At 69.1% G+C, this 16,081-nt stretch carries 18 protein-coding genes; 10 read left to right on the forward strand and 8 right to left on the reverse strand.

Annotated features, from left to right (window positions below):
- Positions 1-26 precede the first annotated feature (26 nt).
- Positions 27-251 (forward strand): hypothetical protein, encoded by a 225-nt coding sequence (locus tag ASC59_RS12685; RefSeq protein ID WP_055823714.1) that lies wholly within the window; start codon positions 27-29, stop codon positions 249-251.
- Between the two features lie 40 nt (positions 252-291).
- On the opposite strand, the gene ASC59_RS12690 is transcribed toward ASC59_RS12685, so the two are convergent.
- Complete coding sequence (locus ASC59_RS12690; protein WP_055823717.1) at positions 292-1,347, reverse strand: serine/threonine-protein kinase; 1,056 nt, start codon at positions 1,345-1,347, stop codon at positions 292-294.
- A 348-nt stretch (positions 1,348-1,695) separates the two neighbouring features.
- Between ASC59_RS12690 and ASC59_RS12695 the strand changes: the two genes are divergently transcribed.
- Both ASC59_RS12695 and ASC59_RS12700 read left to right on the forward strand, forming a co-directional pair.
- Positions 1,696-2,037, forward strand: coding sequence for a DUF7882 family protein (locus tag ASC59_RS12695; protein ID WP_082513664.1), 342 nt, complete (start codon positions 1,696-1,698; stop codon positions 2,035-2,037).
- Positions 2,038-2,080: 43 nt separating this feature from the next.
- Positions 2,081-2,632 carry a Dps family protein gene (locus tag ASC59_RS12700; protein WP_055823723.1) on the forward strand — a complete coding sequence of 184 codons (552 nt, stop codon included), beginning with the start codon at positions 2,081-2,083 and terminating at the stop codon, positions 2,630-2,632.
- A gap of 163 nt (positions 2,633-2,795) precedes the next feature.
- On the opposite strand, the gene ASC59_RS12705 is transcribed toward ASC59_RS12700, so the two are convergent.
- From ASC59_RS12705 to ASC59_RS12720, 4 genes are read right to left on the reverse strand one after another with little or no spacing between them, the layout of a single operon-like run.
- On the reverse strand, positions 2,796-3,689 hold the full coding sequence (locus tag ASC59_RS12705; protein ID WP_055823726.1) for an SDR family oxidoreductase: 894 nt from the start codon (positions 3,687-3,689) through the stop codon (positions 2,796-2,798).
- Positions 3,682-4,482, reverse strand: a complete 801-nt coding sequence (locus ASC59_RS12710; protein ID WP_235492720.1) for a glycosyltransferase — start codon at positions 4,480-4,482, stop codon at positions 3,682-3,684. Before ASC59_RS12710 ends, ASC59_RS12705 begins: the two co-directional genes overlap by 8 nt.
- Positions 4,479-5,915, reverse strand: a complete 1,437-nt coding sequence (locus ASC59_RS12715) for a bifunctional PIG-L family deacetylase/class I SAM-dependent methyltransferase (RefSeq protein WP_235492721.1) — start codon at positions 5,913-5,915, stop codon at positions 4,479-4,481. Before ASC59_RS12715 ends, ASC59_RS12710 begins: the two co-directional genes overlap by 4 nt.
- Positions 5,912-7,048 (reverse strand): acyl-CoA/acyl-ACP dehydrogenase, encoded by a 1,137-nt coding sequence (locus ASC59_RS12720; RefSeq protein ID WP_055823734.1) that lies wholly within the window; start codon positions 7,046-7,048, stop codon positions 5,912-5,914. Before ASC59_RS12720 ends, ASC59_RS12715 begins: the two co-directional genes overlap by 4 nt.
- Before the next feature lie 138 nt (positions 7,049-7,186).
- Between ASC59_RS12720 and ASC59_RS12725 the strand changes: the two genes are divergently transcribed.
- Positions 7,187-7,540: a DUF7882 family protein gene (locus tag ASC59_RS12725; protein WP_055823736.1), complete on the forward strand. Its 354-nt coding sequence runs from the start codon at positions 7,187-7,189 to the stop codon at positions 7,538-7,540.
- On the opposite strand, the gene ASC59_RS12730 is transcribed toward ASC59_RS12725, so the two are convergent.
- Complete coding sequence (locus ASC59_RS12730) at positions 7,537-8,223, reverse strand: hypothetical protein (RefSeq protein ID WP_055823739.1); 687 nt, start codon at positions 8,221-8,223, stop codon at positions 7,537-7,539. The two genes, ASC59_RS12725 and ASC59_RS12730, sit on opposite strands and share 4 nt — an antisense overlap.
- Before the next feature lie 24 nt (positions 8,224-8,247).
- Positions 8,248-9,417 (reverse strand): AI-2E family transporter, encoded by a 1,170-nt coding sequence (locus tag ASC59_RS12735; protein WP_235492723.1) that lies wholly within the window; start codon positions 9,415-9,417, stop codon positions 8,248-8,250.
- Positions 9,418-9,537: 120 nt separating this feature from the next.
- Between ASC59_RS12735 and ASC59_RS12740 the strand changes: the two genes are divergently transcribed.
- Positions 9,538-10,197: a GAP family protein gene (locus ASC59_RS12740; protein WP_055823745.1), complete on the forward strand. Its 660-nt coding sequence runs from the start codon at positions 9,538-9,540 to the stop codon at positions 10,195-10,197.
- Between the two features lie 55 nt (positions 10,198-10,252).
- Here the strand turns inward: ASC59_RS12740 and ASC59_RS12745 are convergent, their stop codons facing one another.
- Positions 10,253-11,173 carry an EamA family transporter gene (locus tag ASC59_RS12745; RefSeq protein ID WP_055823748.1) on the reverse strand — a complete coding sequence of 307 codons (921 nt, stop codon included), beginning with the start codon at positions 11,171-11,173 and terminating at the stop codon, positions 10,253-10,255.
- A 98-nt stretch (positions 11,174-11,271) separates the two neighbouring features.
- On the opposite strand from ASC59_RS12745, the gene ASC59_RS12750 reads away from it, so the two are divergent.
- The 5 genes from ASC59_RS12750 (at position 11,272) to ASC59_RS12770 (ending at position 16,067) form a co-directional block, all read left to right on the forward strand.
- Entirely contained in the window at positions 11,272-12,336 is a 1,065-nt protein-coding gene (locus ASC59_RS12750) for a cation diffusion facilitator family transporter (RefSeq protein WP_082513666.1), read from the forward strand.
- Positions 12,337-12,398: 62 nt separating this feature from the next.
- Entirely contained in the window at positions 12,399-13,697 is a 1,299-nt protein-coding gene (locus ASC59_RS12755; RefSeq protein WP_055823752.1) for an LCP family protein, read from the forward strand.
- A 3-nt stretch (positions 13,698-13,700) separates the two neighbouring features.
- Positions 13,701-14,447, forward strand: coding sequence for a hypothetical protein (locus ASC59_RS12760; RefSeq protein ID WP_055823754.1), 747 nt, complete (start codon positions 13,701-13,703; stop codon positions 14,445-14,447).
- A gap of 104 nt (positions 14,448-14,551) precedes the next feature.
- Entirely contained in the window at positions 14,552-14,803 is a 252-nt protein-coding gene (locus tag ASC59_RS17725) for a hypothetical protein (protein ID WP_055823758.1), read from the forward strand.
- Between the two features lies 1 nt (position 14,804).
- The gene (locus ASC59_RS12770) at positions 14,805-16,067 is read left to right on the forward strand and encodes a cupin domain-containing protein (protein ID WP_055823761.1); all 1,263 of its coding nucleotides are present in this window, start codon (positions 14,805-14,807) and stop codon (positions 16,065-16,067) included.
- Positions 16,068-16,081 lie beyond the last annotated feature (14 nt).

Here is a 16,081-nt window from a genome sequence, read left to right on the forward strand (position 1 = left end):
CCAGCCGGGTTGCCTAGTCTGGCCACATGACTGACAGCAACGGCACCCAGGACAGCCCCATCCAGGACGGCAGCGACGAGGCGGGCCAGGACGAGAAGCTGCGCGGGCTCGTTGCCCAGATCCGGCACGACTTCCACAGTGGCGTGAGCCCCGATCCCGAGGAGGACCTCCGCCGGCGACTCGGCGACTCGGGCATCGAGCTCTCCGACGAGGAGTTCGCCAAGGTGCTCGCCGACATCAAGGCGGAGTAGCGCGCGGGGCCTTAGCCCCAGACAGCGAGCCGCTAGACGGTCAGCCCCAGACGTGCAGGCCGAGCAGCACTCCGATGCCGAGGCCGATCACGGCGTTGCCGACGGCGACGAGAGCGATGAGGCGCATCGAGCCCGCACGCTGTCCAGTCGCATCCGACCCGCCGCCCGACCGGGTGCGCGCGCCGGAACCGCGCGATCCGCCGACCCGTCTCCTGCCGCCGGCATTCCGCGAGGCGATGATGGACGCCCGGATGATGTCTCGAGTGGTGGCTGCGACGTCGTGCGCCGTCGGTCGCGCCGACGGATCACTCAGCGTCATGGCCGTCAGCAGCTGCACCCACTCCTCGGGCAGGCTCTCGGGAACCACCGGCGACCGATGCAGACGCTCCATCGCAGCCTCGAGCGGGGCCCCACGGTACTCCCGTTCACCGGTGAGCGCCTCGAGCAGCACGAGGCCGAGCGAGTAGATGTCGCTCGGGGTTCCCACGTCTTCGCCGAGAGCCTGCTCAGGCGAGATGTACGACGCCGTGCCGAGAACGGAGTCGTGATTGGTGAACCTCGAGCCGTCGATGAACTGCGCTATCCCGAAGTCGGCGAGCTTGGCGATCAGCGTGTAGCCGAAGGCCGGGTCATCGGTGACCAGGATGTTGTCGGGCTTCACGTCGCGATGCACGATGTCCCGGCTGTGCACGTAGGCGAGAGCGTCGGCCACCTGGGCACCGATGTCGGCCACCTGTCGGTGGGTCGGGATGCCGGAGCGGATGCGGGCGGCCAGCGAGCGCCCGGCCACGAACTCCATGGCGATGAAGCGACGGGGACGACCGCGATCGTCGAAGGTGCCGGCGTCGTAGATCTCCACGAGGCCCGGGTGGTGGAGGGCGGCGAGCAGCTGGATCTCGCGCTCTCGACGCAGTTCGTCGAACGGGCTGTCCCCGCCCTCCCGGAACAGCTTGATCGCCAGTTCGCGCCCGAGCTCGTTGTCGCGCGCCCTGAAGACCTCGGCCATTCCTCCGCTCCCGAGGTGCTCGAGGAACTCGTATCGAGAGGTGGACTGTCGTGTCGGCTCGCCGGTCGGCTTGTCGATCGAATCGAGCACAGACATCTCCTGGGACACGCACCTGGTCGGCCCGACCGGACGGCCGACGACGTCGTGGCTCACTGGTGAATACCGAGCGCTGAAACACAGGTGTCACTTGATCTCTGCATGGATGGAGGCCCGTTGTCAAGGGTCAACGGGCCAGTTGCTGGTTTCCGTAAAGTGATGCATCGGTCGGGTTCTGGGTGGATTCCCGATCGATGCGGCTCGAGCGTTACGCCGAGTCTGCCGCGGCCCCTCCCTCAGGTGAGGGGCCGCGCTCCCCGCCCTTCCGTCCCTCCCGTCCGCCGCGGTCACCGCGGGCGATTTGTTCGGCGTTCCAGCCGGGTTAGGCGTAATCTCACTCTCGTGGGCCTCCTTTACTACGGCGAGATGTCATCGCCCCTCGAATTCGACGACAGGCTGCTCGCGCACCTCAAGGTCGCGATCACCCAGAAGCTTCGACGCGGCGAGTCGTTCACCCTGTCCTGGGTGCACCCTCCCGGCCGCGAGGGCGGCCGCACGTCGCTCTGGATCGACCCGGCGAGTTTCATCCGCTGGGAATTCGAGACGGCAACGGCGCCCGAGATCAACACGGAATGGGTGGAGCGCCTGCTGCGCGCAGCCAGCACGACGGGCGGCATGGTCATCGTCGGCGAAGACCCGACCGCGCCCCCGACGGCGGCTCAGGCAGCGGCGGTCTCCGAATAGCAACCCCCTGAAATCCGTCTGGGGCGGGAGTAGCGTCGAAGTCATGACTACGACAGCAGAACGCCCAACCACCACGACGGCACCCGCCGGATCCGGCGCCAAGCTCACCCGGCGTCAGAACGCCGAGAAGGGCTTCACGGCCTCGAAGAAGCTGACCGATTCCCTGCAGGACGTGCTCGTCGACCTCATCGAGTTGCACCTCCAGGGCAAGCAGGCGCACTGGAACGTCGTCGGCAAGAACTTCCGCGACCTGCACCTGCAGCTCGACGAGATCATCGAGTCGGCCCGCGAATTCAGCGATGTCGTCGCCGAGCGGATGCGGGCCCTCCACGGACTGCCCGATGGACGCAGCGACACCGTGGCCGCCACGACGACGCTTCCCGAGTATCCCCACGGTGAGGTCGACACGGCCACGACCGTGGACCTCATCACCCAGCGCCTCGAGGCCACGGTCGGGACCATGCGTCGCGTGCACGACGACGTCGACGAAGAGGACCCGACCAGCGCCGATGTGCTCCACGCCATCATCGAGAAGCTCGAGCAGTACGCCTGGATGGTCAGCGCCGAGAACCGCACGCCCGCGAAGAAGCGCTAGGCCCGTCCGTCCGCTGAGGCGCTTCGGGCGGTCGCTCCGCTCGGCCCTCAGCGAACGGGTGTGCGACCCCTGCTCGCTGAGGCCCGGACGAAGTCCGCGGCGGAAGCGCCCTCATGTCCGTCCCCCGCCCGCCGAGGGCCGGCCGAAGCGCCCTCGGCCGCGGCTAGTGGCCGGCCTGCCCGCCGTTCACGATGATGGTCTCGCCACTGGTGTAGCTCGACTCCTGCGAGGCGAGGTACACATACGTCGAGGCCAGCTCTGCCGGCTGCCCCGGACGATTGAACGGCGTCTGCTCGCCGAACGACTTCAGCTTGTCCAGCGGAACCGATGACGGCTGCAGCGGAGTCCAGAACGGCCCGGGCGCGACGCCGTTGACGCGGATGCCGCGCTCGGCCAACTGCTCGGCCATGGCCCTGGTGATGTTGACGATGCCCGCCTTCGACACCGCGTACTCCACGAGTTGCGGCGACGGCTGGAACCCCTGGATGGACGACGTCGTGATGATCGCGGCGCCGGGCTCGAAGTGCTCGAGCGAGGCCTTCGTCAGCCAGAACAGCGAGTGCACGTTCGTGCGCAGGGTCTTCTCGAGCACCTCGGTGGTGAAGTCCTCGATGCCGTCGACGGTCTGCATGTCGCCGGCCACCATGACGAGCAGGTCGAGGCCGCCGAGACCGTCGACTGCATCCGTCACCGCGGTCGCGCAGAAGCCCTCGTCGCTGATGTCTCCGGGGAGCAGCACGGCCGTACGGCCCGCCTCGGTGACGAGCGCAGCGGTGCTCTCGGCGTCGGTCTGCTCTTCGGGCAGGTAGACGAGCGCCACGTCGGCGCCCTCGCGGGCGAAGGCGATGGCGACAGCACGGCCGATCCCGGAGTCCGCACCCGTGATCAGCGCTCGGCGTCCCTGCAACCGGCCGTGGCCGATGTAGGACTCCTCACCGTGATCGGGCACCGGGTCCATCTGGAAGGTGTGCCCGGGCTCGGACTGCTTCTGCTCGGGGAACGGCGGCTGCGGGTAGGCGTCGAGCGGATTGCGGGCGGCGTAGGGGTTCTCAGACACGGGTGATGCTCTCCTCTGCAGTGGGATCGGGGTCCGCTGTGAGCGGGTTGGACGGGGGAAGGGTCGACATCAGGTGCTGGGCATAGCCGCCGGGAGTCCGTCCGGCCATGCGGCCGGAGGTGAGCACCCAGCAGGCGTCGGTGCGCACCTCGCGCGTGTCCGGGTGCGCCCGCAGGCTCTCGACCAGCAGGACATCCTCATGCTCGGCGAGCGCGGCGAACCCGCCGGCCGCGAGGTAGCTGTCTCCGCGCACGCCGAGGTTCGCGCCGTGCACATGGCCGCCTGCGTGGCCGAGAACATGGGTCGACAGCCAGACTGCCGTCTGCGCCGGTGTGAGATCGGCGAAGTCGGGGCGCACGGTACCGACCATCAGGTCGGCGCCCTCCTCTGCCAGCGCGAGCTGCGTCGTGAGCCAGGTGCGCGGAACGGCGGAGTCGGCGTCGGTGTTCGCGATCCAGATGTGCGCGGCGTCGGTCGGTGCACCGCTCAGGGCACCGGCCTCGGCGACATGGGCGAAGACGGCGGATGCGCCGATGCATCGGGCCATGCCGACGTTGCGCGCTGACACTTCGAGTACCTCGAAGCCCGACGCCGCGGCGATGGCAGCCGACCCGTCCGTGCAGTCGTCCAGAACCAGCACGACATAGACGGCCGGCGGATACCGGCGCTGCACCGCGAGTTCGTCGAGGGCCTCGCGCAGCGCGGCGAGACACCGCGGAAGCAGGCCCTCCTCATCATTGACGGGGATCACCACACCGATCGCATCGACGACGTCACGCCAGAGGCCGATCACAGCAGGCCCGTCTCGCGCGCCACCGAGACGCCGGGCGGGCGACGGAAGACCTCGAGAATGAAGTCCTCCTCGCGGTGCAGCACCGTTGCGACGAGTTCGGTCCGCCGGGCGAGTGCGGTGTGCACGTCATCGCCGGACAGCGGATACTCCGCCACGCGATGGCGCCAGTGGCATGCCACGAGGGTTCCATCCTCACTCAGCGCGCCGATCGCCCGGCTCAGTGCCAGGTCCAGGTCCTCCGGGCTCCAGTAGTAGCCCACCTCGGAGAGCACGACGAGATCGAAGCGCCCATCGGGCCACTCCTCGGGAACCTGCATCTGCCGCAGCTCAACGTGAGGGCTTCCGGCCAGGCGCTCCTCGGCCACACGCAGGGGCGCCGCAGCGATGTCGACTCCCAGCACCGAGTCGCTGCGGGCGGCGAGCGCTTCGGTGAGCTTGCCGGTCGAACAGCCGACCTCGAGCGTGCGACCGTACTGCTCGGTCGGCAGCGAGGCCAGCACGATGGCGCGCTTGCGCTTCTCGTACCAGCGGGTCTCGAAGCCCCACGGGTCATCACGACCGTTGTAGAAGTCATCGAAGAAGTCGCGGCCGAGGGTCCCGGATGCCGCATCCGTCGACGAAGCCCCATCCTTCGGGGTCGCGGAATTCGACGCACCGGCCGGTTCGGATTTCGGCGAAGCACCGTGCCTGCCCGAGAAGAACACCTCGAACGGGCGCTCGAAATGACTGCGCATCTCCACGCCGATGACGGCCTCGTCACCGGCACGGTCGGAGAGCGGAGCGGTCTGGCTGAGATGCTCGATGAGAGCTGAGCTCTTCGCCATGCGGGTCTCGGGGTCGAGGTCGATGGCGACCATGTCGCCCCAGGGCAGGCCGTCGTCGTCGGGGCGGCCCCAATGCCACATCCAGATCGGGTATTCGAGGAACTCGCTGCCCGTCTTCTCGGCGGCGGCACGCGCACCCTCGGCTGCGGCACGGTGGTCGGGGTGACCGTCGCCGTTCCACGGAGCCACGATGGTGGCGGAGGTGCCCGCCTCCTCGATCACGCTGACGATGCAGGCCGTGACCTCATCGACGTGCTCGGAGAGCCGGCCGTCCGCGATCTCGCAGTGGTGGATCTCGGCATCCGGGGCCAGATGATCGATCGCCTTGCGCATCTCGCGACGACGGATGCGGCTGAGCTGCCATGGGGTGTGCGTCGGCGACGCCGGGTGCGACCCTTCGCCGTCCGTCGCCACCACGATCGTGATGCGGGCGCCGTCTCGTCCGGCGTTCTCGATGAGCCCACCAGCGCCCAGAGTCTCGTCGTCGGGATGAGCCGCGAGCACCACGAGGTGCTCGGTCGGTCCGCTGTAGCGCGGCAGGCGCTGCCATCGGTCGGCGTGAGCCCACTCGGACTCCAGCGTGCCGGTCTGGGAACTGTCGAACGTCACCACGGTGCACCTCCAGCCTCGAGCAACGCTCGGCCGAGTGCCGCCTCGTCGCGTACTGCATGGTGTTGTCTCAGGTAGATCTGCAGGTCGGCCACGCGGCGTGCGTGATCGTCGTCTGCCACGAGGGGCAGCGGCCCCATCGCGTGGTTCACATGGTCGAGGGTGGACTCTGCGGCGTCGACCACGATGGAACGCACGCGTCTGGCGATCACTCCCGGCCGCTGTGCCGGCTCCGCCGCGCCATCGACGATCATGGCGGCGCCCGCGAGGGCGAGGCGGCCGCTCTCCACGGCGATGTCCACGGCGCCGAGGTGGGCGAGACCGATCTGATCAGGCTCCCTGGCCTCGGATGCCGCATACAGGGTGCGAGCCAGCCCGACGACGCCGCCCCACCAGCAGGCCGCCACCCCCACGCCGCCCCAGGCGAAGCCCGGGCGACGCAGGTACCAGTCGTCGTCGCCGATGGGAATCGCGGGAGCATCCGTGAAGGTCACCGGGGCGCTGACGATGTCGGCCAATCCGCGCGAGACCCACGGTCCATCCCATGCCTCGACACCATCGCCGCGCAGGTCGACCGCGAACAGGCGCCGGCCGCCCTCGGTGTGGGCTGTGACCAGGGCGTGAGAGAGGCTGCCCGCCAGGGAGCACCACGGCTTCACCCCTGTGAGCCGCCATCCGTCCTCCGTGTGGCTGGCTGTGACCCTCTTGTCGGGTCCCTCGGCGGCGAAGACGCCCCAGCTGCTGTCGGCGCTCGCGCCGATGGTGCCCAGTGCCGTGGCCACGTCGTCGATACCGGCCTGGTCGAGGATCGCCAAGGCGTCGAGATGAGGCTCGAGCATGCGGGCGAGGCTCAGGTCGACAGCCGCCACGGAGGCCAGCACCTCCCACACCAGAGCGGTGTCCCCGAAGCCCGGCCTCGGAAGCCCGACTCCGACCCCGACGCACCAGGCCAGCGCTTCGCTCAGCGCGATGGGCCGCTCCGGCGTCGAGTGCAGGATGCTCTCGAGCAGCGGGGAGTTCTCCTGCCAGCCCAGAGCTCCCAACGAGACAGGGCGATGCCCGTCGCCGGAGTGGTCGGCTGCCTCGCCCTCAGGTGACACCGGATCGGCGATGGTCAGTGTCTGGGGCAGCATCAATGGAGACTACGCCGGGGCCCCGGTCGCCCATCAGGGGTTGACGCGGCGGCCTCTGTGGCCTTCACTGTCGTCGATCCGCTCGAAATCTCCGCGGAACGACGAAATAGCCGACCTGGAAAGTGAGATGCTTGCGCAGTGGGAGAACTGATCTACGGAGCCGGGACGTCATACGAGATGGATGACCGTACCCTGGCGCACATCAAGGTGGCCACCGGACTGCGCCTGCGCCGTCAGGAGTCGTTCTACGTCTCGTGGGCCATCCCTTCGAACCAGGGCTCGGGCCGCATCAGCATCTGGGCGTCGCCGTCGATTCCCCTGCAGTTCCACTTCTCGGGCTCGCGTCCGCCCGAGCTCAACCGTCAGTGGCTGCAGGCCCTCGACGCCAGCGCCTTCAGCGAGGGCGGCATGCTCGTCATGCGCGAGAGCGACGCTCCGTCGTACCTGCAGATCGAGGCCGACCGCGCGGCGGCAGGAGCCGCAGCGGGCTAGTTCCGCTGCTTCCGGCGCGAAGAGTACGCGGTCGCCCCGCCTGCCGTGCCAGCGGCATCCGGCACCGCAGGATGCTCCGGCGGCAGCGCGTGCCGGGCACCCGACGCGGCGAGCGCCACGTTCTTCGCCTCCCAGTCCCGCAGCGCCTGCTGCTCCGAGTTCAGGATGCGCAACTCCGGGCACGTCGCGGCGGGCTTTCCGCAGCTGCACGCCGCCGCGCCGGCCGCGACATGGTGCAGCGTCGCCGCCCGCCACAACACGGCCATCATGCGGTCGGTGCGTCGGTTGGCGAGCTCCGTGGCTCGCTCCGCCCGCCGCACGAGATCGCTCTGCAGTTCTTCTCGAATTCCGGATGCCGGAGCCGAGTCGAACTGGCCGATGACCGTCGCCGACAGCTCGGTCACCTTCGCTTCGAGCTCGCTGATGCGGGCGCTCGCGGCCGCGGCATCGGTCTCCGCCTGCTCTGCAGCATCAGCGGCGGCCAGCGCCTGCGCCTCCGAGATCCCCCGCCAGAGCGCTATGTGAGCCAGGTCTCGGCGCTCGGCCTTCTCGGGTCCGAGGTGCGAGCGGCAGTGGGCGCACACCACCTGGTCCGACGGCGAGGAGAACGTGAACGGCTGCAGCGATCCGCAGCAGAGGCAGCGCGCCTGGAGCGCGGTGTGCAGGGCGTAGTCGTGGGGCATCGCCCCCAGACTAGGCCGAGCTCCCTACTTCTTCGCGGCCTTGCGTGCTGTCTTCGCCTGTTTGGCCTGAACGTCCTCGGCCTTCATGATGACCTTCGTCTCGTCGAAGTCGCCGAGCACAGGTCTCCACCAATGGGCGTTGGGGTTGGAGTCGATGAGGATCATCCGCACCACGAGAGTCAGCGGCACGGCGAGGATCGCTCCGATCGGACCGAGGATCACCAGCCAGACGAGCACCGAGGCGAAGGTGATGGTCTGGCTGAGCGCCACGGCGTTGCCGACGATGCGGGGCTGCACGACCGACTGCACGATGGCGTTGATCACCCCGTAGATCACGATGATGGCCACGGCCGTCTGCCAACCGCCCACCAGGGCACCGAAGACGACCGGCGGGATGATGGCGATGAAGTAGCCGACGTTCGGGATGAAGCTGCACAGGAAGGACAGCAGGCCCCAGAGCAGAGCGCCCGGCACCTGCAGGATGAGCAGCGCCACCCAGTTGAGCACGCCCTGGGCGACGCCCAACCCGGTCGTGGCCACCATGTACTTGCGCACCCCGTGCGCGAAGCTCTCGAGGGCGGAGACCATGTGGGGGCGGCGCGGGCGCAGCTGGCGGAACAGCGTCTGGAGGTAGCCGGCGTCCATGGCCATGAGCAGCAGCAGCGTCAGGATGATGACCAGCGCGACGGTGATGTTCGTGATGCTTCCGAGCACTCCCGACACCAGACCGACCAGCTTGCTCGGATCGAATCCCTTCACGATGGCCTGCACCTGGTCGGCTCCGAAGCCCACCTGCGTCAGCCACTTTCCGATCGTCGCCCCGATGTCCTGGATCTGGGGAGCGAATTGGGGAAGCAGAGTCGCGAACTGGGCGAAGGCGACGATGAGCGCCGTCACGAACGCCGCCAGCAGGATGAAGACCGCGAGCACGACCGAGACTGTCGCGATCCCTCGCGGAACACCCCGCCGCTCCAGCGCGATGCGCAGAGGGTGAACGCAGATGGTCAGCACGAGGGCGAGGAAGATCGGCGCGACGACGCCCTGCGTCGCCGCGAGGCCGAAGCCCGTGATGGTGGCGCCGCCGAGTCCGATGAGGATCATGGCGTTGCGGTTGGGCGGAGCGCTGAGGTCCACGGCCTCCTCGAGGTCGTGATGGGGTTCGACCGGGGGCTTCTTCTTCCCGAACCAGAACACGTGCGCCTCCAACCCGGTGCGAACAGTGCGCGCGCGCCGTACGTGGCCACGATAGCGTGACCACTGTGCTCGCCTGAGCATGACTCACGAACATATTCGGCCCCGGAATGAGGACCACGGATGCTGCAGGCCATCGGCGCACTCCTCCCGATCTCCCTCGCGATGGCGCTGAGCTCCGTTCCCTTCCTGACGACGGTCATCCTGCTGCTGTCGCCGAAGCGTGACAGCACGGCGCTGCCGTACCTGCTGGTGTACGTGGTCGGGATGTTCGGCGTGGCCGCCGTGCTCAGCTTCGGGCTGGCCTCGCTGCCCCGCCACGTGCGTCGCGGAACGAGCCTCGGCGTCGTCGAGGTCGTGCTCGGGCTGCTCCTCATCGCTCTCGCGATCATCGAGTTCCTACGCACTCGCGGTCGCGAGCCCAAGACGTCGAACGCCATGCTCGACAGGGTGGCGACGTTCGGGGTCTGGCCTGCCGTCGGGTTCGCCCTGCTGCTCAATGTGCGCCCGAAGGCGCTCCTGCTCGCCACGGCCGCCGGGCTCGCGATCGGAACCGCGAACCTCAGTCCGGGCGAATGGTTGGCCTGCCTCATCCTGTACACGGTGCTGAGTTCCGTGACGGTGAGCGTGCCCGTCATCATGACGCTCGCGCGCCAGGAGGCGATGGCGGACAGGCTGGTGCGCATGCGCGACTACATCCTCGAGAAGAGCGGCGTGATCACGTTCATCGTGCTGCTCATGGTCGGCGTCACCATCTTCGGAGCCGGGCTGACGAACCTCTGAGCTCCGCTCGGCGACGGCCGAGCGCAGCGGCCGCCTCAAGCGCCGGTCACCGACGCTAGTGCTGCCCCTCGGCGGTCATCTCCAGGTCGGAACTCGGGGAATCGCGCTGCGTCGCGAGTGCTGTACCCGCCGCACCGCACACCAGGGCGATGGCGAACACCTGCACCAGGGTGAACTGCTCCGACAGGATGAGCCAACCGAAGATCGCCGCGATCACCGGACCGAACGACGTGATGATGGCGTACACGCGAGCCGGGATGCGACGGAGGATGAAGGTGTCGAGGCTGTAGGGCAGCGCCGATGACAGCACGCCGATGGCGATCAGCAGCCCGAGTACCCGCCAGTCGATCACCGAGATGTCGAGTGTGAGCAGCGCCGGGGGAAGCAGCAGCACCAGGCTCACGATGCTCGCGACGGTGAGGCCCTCGAGGCCGGGCAACCGGAGAGCGACGCGACGGGTCAACAGGATGTACGCGGCCCAGCTGGCCGCCGCGGTGAGCGCCAGCACGACGCCCCAGGCGTTGATGGTCCCGTCGAGACCGGTGAGCAGAACCACGCCGACGCCTGCCGCGAGAACGCAGATCACGTCGAGAAGCCGCCGCGATGTCGTCAGGGCGAGCAGGAGCGGCCCGAGGAACTCGATGGTCGCAGCGACGCCGAGTCCGAGCAGGTGCACGGACTCGTAGAACGCCAGGTTCATGACGGCCAGCACCACACCCAGCGCCGGGGCGGGCCAGAGCCGCACCCAGGTGAGTTCCGCCCGCTTCGGACGATAGAGGGGCAGCACCACGATCGCCATGACCACCTGCCGCACGGCCACCACGACGAACGATCCGACCACGGGGATGACGACGCCGGCCAGTGACGATCCGAGATTGATGCTCACCTCGGTGCCCACCTGGGTGAGCGCACCGACCGTCGCGCGGCGCGAGTCGGGTGCTGCGCCGGCGTTCGCCGCAGTCCGCTCGTCCGTCACTTCTCGATCCTAGGCGGGGCCACCGGCGTGCCCTCGACCGGCGGATGCGTCGGTGTCAGACTCGACGGGTCGAGAAAAGCACGCGGAAGGAGATCGTCATGGGTGTCGAGCAGTCCGGCGTCGCCCCGCGCGATCAGAAGCAGCACCCCGACATCAGGATCGACGTGGCCCCGACGACGGGCGCCACCATCGCCGCCGACGATGTCGCCGCCCCTCCACCCAGAACCGGGGACACGCTGGTCACCGTGCTCGTGGCCTTCGCGGCGAACGTGCTCATCGCGATCGCCAAGAGCGTCGCCGCTGCCATCACCGGGTCGGCCTCGATGCTCGCGGAGGCCGCGCACTCGTGGGCGGATGCCGGCAATGAGGTGCTCCTGCTGATCGCCGAGAGGCGGTCGCAGCGCGCGCCCGATGTGCGGCATCCGCTGGGCTACGGCAAGGACGCCTACATCTGGTCGATGTTCGCGGCGTTCGGGCTGTTCACGGCCGGCGCCGTCGTGTCGATCCAGCACGGCATCCAGGGGCTGCTCGACCCCGAGCCGGCCACCGACTACTCCATCGCCTACATCGTGCTCGGCGTCTCGTTCGTGCTCGAGGGCATCTCCTTCGTGCGAGCGCTGCGCGAGGCCCGCCAGAGCGCACGCGAGGTGCACCGCGGCACCCTGCAGCACGTCATAGCCAGTTCGAATCCGACCCTGCGAGCGGTGTTCGCCGAGGATGCCGCCGCCCTGATCGGGCTCGTCATCGCCTTCCTCGGCATCCTGTTGCACCAGCTCACGGGCTCGTCGACCTTCGACGCCATCGGGTCCATCGGCGTCGGCCTGCTCCTCGGCGTCGTCGCCATCGTGCTCATCAGCCGCAATCGGGCATTCCTCCTCGGAGAGGCGATCGGGGCTGAGGACGAGCAGGAGGTTCTCGCCAGGCTCCTCCACCGGCCCGACATCGATCGGGTGACCAGCCTGCACGTGGAGTTCATCGGTCCAGCACAGCTGTTCCTCATCGCGGCCGTCGATCTCGCCGGCAATGTGCGGGAGGACGCGCTCGCGCTGGAGCTGCGCCGAATCGAGAAGGATCTCGAACGCGATCCGCACCTGGCCCGCGTCGTGCTCACAGTGTCGGCATCGGACGAACCATCTCTGGGGGTAGTGCCGAAGCCGGAGTGACGGCTTTCGAAACATACTCATGGCAGCATGAACTCAGCGACGAGTGAGGGAGGGACGAGCCGATGACCGGCACGGATGATCCCGAACCGCGCGCACCGCGGCAATTGCCGTATCACCCTCCGCGCCACGGGCGGCTGCGCCGGTCGCACGCAGGCCTGTCCCTGCTGAAGGCCGTGGGCATGGCAGCGGCCGTGGCGGTGATCGCCGCCGGAGGCATCGGCGCCTTCGAGCTCGACCAGATCGGCCGCCAGGTGGCCGCGAACAGCATCGACATCTCCAACGGCACCGAGCCGGCCACTCCCCTGCCTGTGCCCCGTATCGGCGCCATCGAGGGCGGCTTCAACTTCCTCCTGGTCGGCACCGACAACGACGCGGCCCAGGGCGATGCGTACGGCGTTCGCGAGACCACCCTCAACGACGTGAACATCCTGCTGCACGTCTCAGCCGATCACACCTCCGGTGTCGTCGTCAGCCTTCCGCGCGACCTCATCGTGGAGCATCCCGACTGCGTCGATCCCGAGACGGGCGAGGAGTTCTACGCCATGTCGGCGGCGCCGCTGAACGAGGCCTGGTCGCGCGGCGGCCTCGGCTGCGTGGTCGCGACGGTGTCCGGGCTCACCGGCCAGCCCATCCCCTACGCCGGAACGATCTCCTTCAATGGCGTGATCGCGATGACGGATGCGGTCGGAGGCGTTCCCGTCTGCGTCGAGGAGGCCATCGACGACCCGGATGCAGCCCTCGTCCTCCCGGCCGGGACCTCGACCATCTCGGGAGCCACGGCACTCGGCTTCCTGCGCAGTCGCCACGGCGTGGGGGACGGCAGCGACCTGAGCCGCATCTCATCGCAGCAGACCTACATGTCCTCTCTCATGCGCACCATGAAGAGCGCGGACACGCTGGGCAACCTCGGCACGCTCTACAGTCTCGCTCGGGCGGCGACCGCCAACGTGAAGCTCTCGAGCAACCTCTCCAGCCTCGACTCCATCGTGGCCATGGCGTACGCCCTCAAGGACGTCGATCTCGACCGGTTGGTGTTCGTGCAGTACCCCGGTGGAACCGACGACGCGAACTTCCCGGGCAAGGTGGTCCCCGACACCGAGGTCGCCGACCAGCTGTTCGCCGCCATCTCCGCCGACCAGCCGATCGCCCTGGGTGAGAACTCGCTCGGCCGGGGCGCGATCCTCGATCCGAGCGCGACGCCGCCGGACCCCGCCACGCCGACGCCGCCGGCCACCGAGGACCCCGAGGTCATAGCCGCCGGCGTTCCGGAGGCTCCCGGCGCCGCGCCGTCGCAGGTCATCGAAGGCCTCACGGGTGTCACGGCGACCACGCAGACCTGCGCCGCCGCCTACAGCGGGTGACCCATGCCGCCCGCTGAGCGCGACGAGCGCATCCGGCAGCTGCAGCGTCGCCTGTACTCGGCCGATGCCGTGACGGATGCCTCCCGCGACGCCGTGATCGAGGAACTGCGAGCTCTCGAGGCGGAGCGGGCCGCGGAGCTGGGGCAGTCGGGGCTGCCCGCGGTCGGCGTGACGTCGTCGTCCGCGTCGACGGACGGTGGCGCCAGCGCAGCCCTGCCCGCGACCGCAGTCTCCTCACCGGCACCATCCACCCCTCGTGCTCGTCGCCGCAGCGGCATCCTGTTCGCCGCGGCGTGCGCCGTCGTCGCCCTCATCGTCGGTGTGGCCATCGGCGTCACGTCATCGCGCCCGATCAGCGATGCCGTCTCCGGAGCGCTCGGCGCGACGGCGACTCCGGAGCCGTCGGCAGCAGCCGTCGCCTTCGCCAGACCGCAGGGCCAGGCCGACGTCCCCGACATCCCACTCGGCGACAGATTCGTCGCCGGATCCTTCCGCCAGCTGCTCGAAGCCGGCCTCGACACCCTCTACCTCGCCCGCAACGTCGACGACGAGATCTGCCTGATCGTCGTCATCCAGACGCAGGACTTCGCGGCCACGTGCAGCCCGGAGGCCGACATCGATGCGAGCGGCCTGCAGCTGAGATGGCAGAGCATGACCCCCTATCGCGACCTTCCCGGGCAGCCGAACGTGAGCGATTTCGCCTTCACCTGGCATCCGGACGGCACGTCGTCGATGGAGGCATCGGACTGAAGGGCACTCGTTCTCGCCCGTGACGCAAGGGGGTGAAATCCTGGGTGCGGCGGGCGTACTGTGAAGAGTCGCGGCGACCACGCCGCATGGTGGGAAGGATGACTATGGCGATCAACGACGAGGACATCACGAACGAGGCCGCTGGCGGCGGCGAAGGCGTCGCGGACGGCGGAGCCAACCCGGGCGGCCACGACGGCGGAGCAGACGGCTCGGCCTCGGGCGGCGAGGGCCCGGCTGACGGCGGCGCGAACCCCGGTGGCCACGACGGCGGAGCAGACGGCTCTGCCGGCGAGGGCACAGCCGACGGGGGCGCGAACCCCGACGGCCACGACGGCGGCGCCGACGGCTCTGCCTGAGATGAACGACACGGAACGCGGGCCGGGCGACCGGCCCGCGCTTTCGCGCTGCATCCGAGTTCCGGCCGACGAGTTCGCCCGGGAGTACTGGGGCCGGCGACCACTGCTCTCCGAGGCCGCAACCCTGAGCGGGGCCTTCGACGACCTGTTCTCAACGGATGCCGTCGACGAACTCGTGACCGAGCGCGGCCTCCGCACCCCCTTCATCCGCATGGCGCACGAGGGTTTGGTGTTGAAGCCCGAGTCGTACACAGCGCCCGGCGGTTTCGGCGCCGAGGTGGGTGACCAGGTCAGCTCCGACAAGGTTCTGGCCGAGTTCGCCGCCGGCGCCACCATCGTGCTGCAGGGCCTGCATCGGCTCTGGCCCCCACTCATCGACTTCACCAGGCGACTCATCGATGACATCTCTCATCCGGCTCAGGTGAACGCGTACGTGACTCCGGCGTCGTCGCGCGGCTTCGACCCGCACTACGACGTGCACGACGTGTTCGTGCTGCAGATCAGCGGTGAGAAGCACTGGCGCATCCATGCCCCCGTGCACGTCGACCCCCTGCGGGATCAGCCGTGGAGCGACCACAGCGCCGCCGTGTCCGAGGCGGCGACCCACGCACCCGTCATCGACGCCGTGCTGCGTCCTGGCGACGCCCTCTACCTGCCGCGCGGCTGGATCCACTCCGCCGAGGCCCTCGGAGACACGTCGGTGCACCTGACCATCGGCATGGCCGCCTACACACGCGCCGACGTCGTGCAGACGCTCGTCGCGGCTGCCGCCGATTCACAGGCCCTGCGCTCCTCTCTTCCGCTGGGCATCGACCTGACGGATGCCGCAGCCGTGCGCGCCATCGTCGAGCAGACGGCGGAGCAGCTCGTCGCCGTGCTCGAGTCGGCGCGGGCCGACGACGCAGCAGCAACGACCACGGCCTCCACCGTCGCCCGCCGATTGTCGTCGCGGCTGATGGCGGCGACCCGCCCCGAGCCGATCGCTCCCCTCGCCACCGTCGACGCGATCGCGCACCTCACCGCAACCACCCGGGTGCGCTGGCGCGGATCGCTGGGCGCCCGCGTCGAGCAGGTCGGAGACAAGGTGAGGCTAGTCTCGCGGCTCACCACCCTCACGCTTCCCGGTGAGGCGGCAGCGGGTCTCCGGCATCTGATCACGGGCGTCGCGACAGCCGTCGCCGACATTCCCGGCCTCGACGAGTCGGATGCCCTGGTCGTGGCGCGGCGCCTGCTGCGCGAGGGCTTCCTCGTGGCGCTCGAGTGACGACCCGGCCGGCG

It is taken from the genome of Leifsonia sp. Root1293 (assembly GCF_001425325.1).
GTDB lineage: Bacteria > Actinomycetota > Actinomycetes > Actinomycetales > Microbacteriaceae > Orlajensenia.